This window comes from Salinibacterium sp. (assembly GCF_031364185.1).
GTDB lineage: Bacteria > Actinomycetota > Actinomycetes > Actinomycetales > Microbacteriaceae > Rhodoglobus.
The window spans coordinates 1-3,135 of the sequence record NZ_JANLVV010000179.1; the positions used below are offsets into that span (position 1 = coordinate 1).

The window sequence follows — 3,135 nt, forward strand, 5'->3', positions numbered from 1 at the left end:
CCGCATGCTGGTGAAACTCGGCCTGCTGAAGAATCGTGAGCATGGCGCCCATGGAATGACCAACGCCGATGCTGACGAGGCCCTGCTTCTCCAGGACGCGGACATTGCGTGCGGCGCTCGAGCGTTCGAGCTCCGCGGTGCGGGCGAGGTCTTCAACCGATAACGCGATTTCGTCGCTGAGTCTGCGCAGTAACGCCAGCTGCGCGATGGTGACCCCAGCTGGTTCCAACGCGGCATCGTACATTCCAGTGATCTTGCGCGTCGCGGCCCGGATTGTTGTGGAATAACACTCGGTCATCATAAATGTAAGTATATACACGTAAATGTCACCAGCTCCATAGTTAATCTGAAATGACAATGTGGTCGCCCGAGTGCACGAAGCACTGCGGTTTCGCTGTGATTGATCATGCCGCGGCGCGCGAAGCAGGGATGACCCGAAATCGGGCATTGACCTGCCGCTCCGGATACTGATCCGGGATGATCGGGGAACGACCAGTGTCAGCTACCGCGATCCGCATGATCAATGGATGCATAGGCAGGCGTTTTACGTGATGTGTCAGTAATATGTAGTAAAAGCTGACATGTCAGTAAACAGGACTCCTCACGAGCTACACGTCTGGGAGACTCTCCAGACCGTCGTGTAAGTGTGGCGTCGTGAGGTTGGCCGGGATCTCTGGGCCGAGGCCCGGCTCTCCGATGCGGAATTCTCGGTGCTCGCTCATCTCTATCTCGAGGGAGTCGACGGGGTCCGGCCCTCTGAGTATGCTCGGGCGATTGGCCCGCACCTCACGTCGGCACGCAAATGGTTCTCGCAAGCGGTCACTCCCGCTCAATTGGACGCGCGCGGCGATGCTCTCGATACTCTCGCTGATCATCTGGCGCTGTTCGCTGATGGCTGCACGGTCGTCGCGACCGGGCGAGATCAGGGCCGTTCGATGGTGTGGTGGTCAGCGTCGCGTCCTGGGGTGTACAGGGACGAAAGGCGTTCATGTCGCTGTCTGACGACGAGTGGCATCGGCTGGTGGAAGGCAATCTGACCGCGGTGTTCCGCCTGTTTCGGTCGCTCATCCCGGCTCTGGCACCCCATGGTGTGCTCGTGCAACTCAACGGAATGAGCGCAGAAATTCTGTTCCCCGGCAGCGGAGGTGTGGCGCTCACGGCCGCAGCGACGAAATCTCTCACCCGAACCCTGGCCGTAGAGCTTGAAGGATCTGGCCGCCGAAATGCACCGCGGCAGGACTCTGCCTTCCTCTATGTGGGGCGTGGAGGCACTCCGTTCGCCCAAGCGAACATCGTCTTCGCAGGAGACGACAGTGATGCGGCATCCCCTGCTCTGCAGCCATTTCTGGGTCTGCCGTGAATCGTGGGAAAACGAGCTCAGGTCACCGCATACGCAACGGTGCCCGTCACCACGGATATGCCCCGTGACGGCCAACAAACGGTGCAGCGCAGATGGTTCAGATCCGGTCTGTGGGCGGTGCGATCAATGATGTGTCAGCGGATGCGACCGCGTACGCCCACAGGCACCAGAACTTCTCAATCGCGGTTGTCACCTCCCGTCGTGACCTGGCGTGGGCGTCGGTGCAGGACGTTATGGACGGCGTGTATCTGAGCTTTGAGTCTGATCACGATCCCGAACGGCTTTTCAGTCTGCGGCCCTGGGCAGGTCGGTGCGATGTCAAGCCTGCTTAGCGGGGACGCGAGCTCGGGTGCGCCCCCACGCGAACCAGATCAGTGGTCCGAGGAACGGCAACACGATCACCACCGCGGTCCAGATGCCGCGCTCGAACGAGGTGGTGGCGCGATTTCGAAAGATGCTCGCGACAGCGGTTATCCACAGCGCAATCCACGCCGCAAAGACGACGACGAGAATCACAACGTGCACAATATTGGTGGTGTCCATTTTCTTACCTTTTTTCTGTAGACGAACGGTTGTTGGTTGACAAGCGATTAGGTGTTGCGACTGAAGGATGCGGCCTCACGACGGGCCCAATCCGAGAATGAGGTCGCAGGCCGGCCCAATACTCGCTGCACACCGTCGCTCAGGTACGCGTCGTCGCCACGGTGGATTGCTCCGAGCATTGCCATTCGCCATGCGATGTACCCTTCCGGCGTACCGGCTTCGCCCAGGCGGACTTCGTGTTGGGCGGGGAGTTCGTGCACGAACGTGAATGCTTGGCCAGCGTGCTGTCCGAGCAGGGCCACCGCTTCATCGAAGCTGATCGCGCTCGGCCCGGAAATCTCGATTGTGTCGCCGTCGTAGCTCGGACTGATGAGCACAGCCGCAGCCACTTCGGCGAGGTCTTCTATGTCAATGAAGGGCTCGGTACCGTGCGCTACCGGGGCGCGAACCTCTCCATCCACGGGAGCGAACATGGCTTCGGTGAAGTTTTGGGCGAAGTGTGTCGGTCGAAGGATGGTCCAGGATATCGGTCCCGCTCGAAGCGCCCCCTCTGCGAGATCGACGGCGCCCCCCGGGAGAAATTCGACTGCTCGCGCGGAGAGGAATACCGCCCGGCCGACGCCCTCCATTTCAGCGGCTGCCAAAAACTCTGTCAGGTTTTCGGACCAGTCGGTTGCGCTGCCGGGACCGACCAAAAATACACCGTCGACACCGGCGAGAGCGTGTCGGTAGGTGCCGTAGTCCCGCCAATCGAAACGCACGTCTCCGCCGCTTCGGCTCGCGATCCGAACCGTGTGTGATGTCTTTCGCAAGATCTGCGCCAATCGCCCGCCGACCTTGCCGGTCCCGCCGATAATGAGGTAGGTGTTCATAGGGGTGCTTCGACTTTCGAGCGGTGATGCAGGGAATGGTGTCAGGAAATGACGAGCTCGCCGATCAGGGTGCTGGTGTAGGCGAACTCGGTGCTCGCCCGCGTGAGGAAATCGAGTAGGTCGCTCTTCCCGGAGTACTGGGTGCCGCTGTCGGTGACGGTTGCGGTGGTCCGAAACGGGTGATTGCCGTCGCCGGGACGGGCCCTGTGGACCGCTCGAGAAATTCGGTGACAACCTCCGGGAGCGTGGTGGTGCGGATGTTCGTCATGATGCTTCCGGTCGTATGTCGGTCAAGGTGATGGCTGAGATGGACGTCTCCATTCGATGCCGGGACGCGAACACGAGAAGAATCGATTTGAC

The 3,135-nt window shown here is 60.6% G+C and carries 4 protein-coding genes and 1 pseudogene; 2 read left to right on the plus strand and 3 right to left on the minus strand.

The window, feature by feature from the left end:
* Positions 1-301: MarR family transcriptional regulator (locus RMN95_RS07980; RefSeq protein ID WP_309616406.1), on the minus strand; the 301-nt coding region annotated here is incomplete at its 3' end.
* Between the two features lie 139 nt (positions 302-440).
* Here RMN95_RS07980 and RMN95_RS17135 point away from each other — a divergent pair.
* Positions 441-563 (plus strand): annotated as a pseudogene (locus tag RMN95_RS17135) (DUF302 domain-containing protein); the annotation flags it as partial.
* Between the two features lie 332 nt (positions 564-895).
* The gene (locus RMN95_RS07985; protein WP_309616409.1) at positions 896-1,360 is read left to right on the plus strand and encodes an SDR family oxidoreductase; all 465 of its coding nucleotides are present in this window, start codon (positions 896-898) and stop codon (positions 1,358-1,360) included.
* Positions 1,361-1,678: 318 nt separating this feature from the next.
* Here the strand turns inward: RMN95_RS07985 and RMN95_RS07990 are convergent, their stop codons facing one another.
* Positions 1,679-1,903 carry a PLD nuclease N-terminal domain-containing protein gene (locus RMN95_RS07990; RefSeq protein ID WP_309616407.1) on the minus strand — a complete coding sequence of 75 codons (225 nt, stop codon included), beginning with the start codon at positions 1,901-1,903 and terminating at the stop codon, positions 1,679-1,681.
* A 47-nt stretch (positions 1,904-1,950) separates the two neighbouring features.
* A complete protein-coding gene (locus RMN95_RS07995; protein WP_309616408.1) occupies positions 1,951-2,775 on the minus strand; it encodes an NAD(P)H-binding protein in 825 nt (274 codons plus the stop codon).
* Positions 2,776-3,135 lie beyond the last annotated feature (360 nt).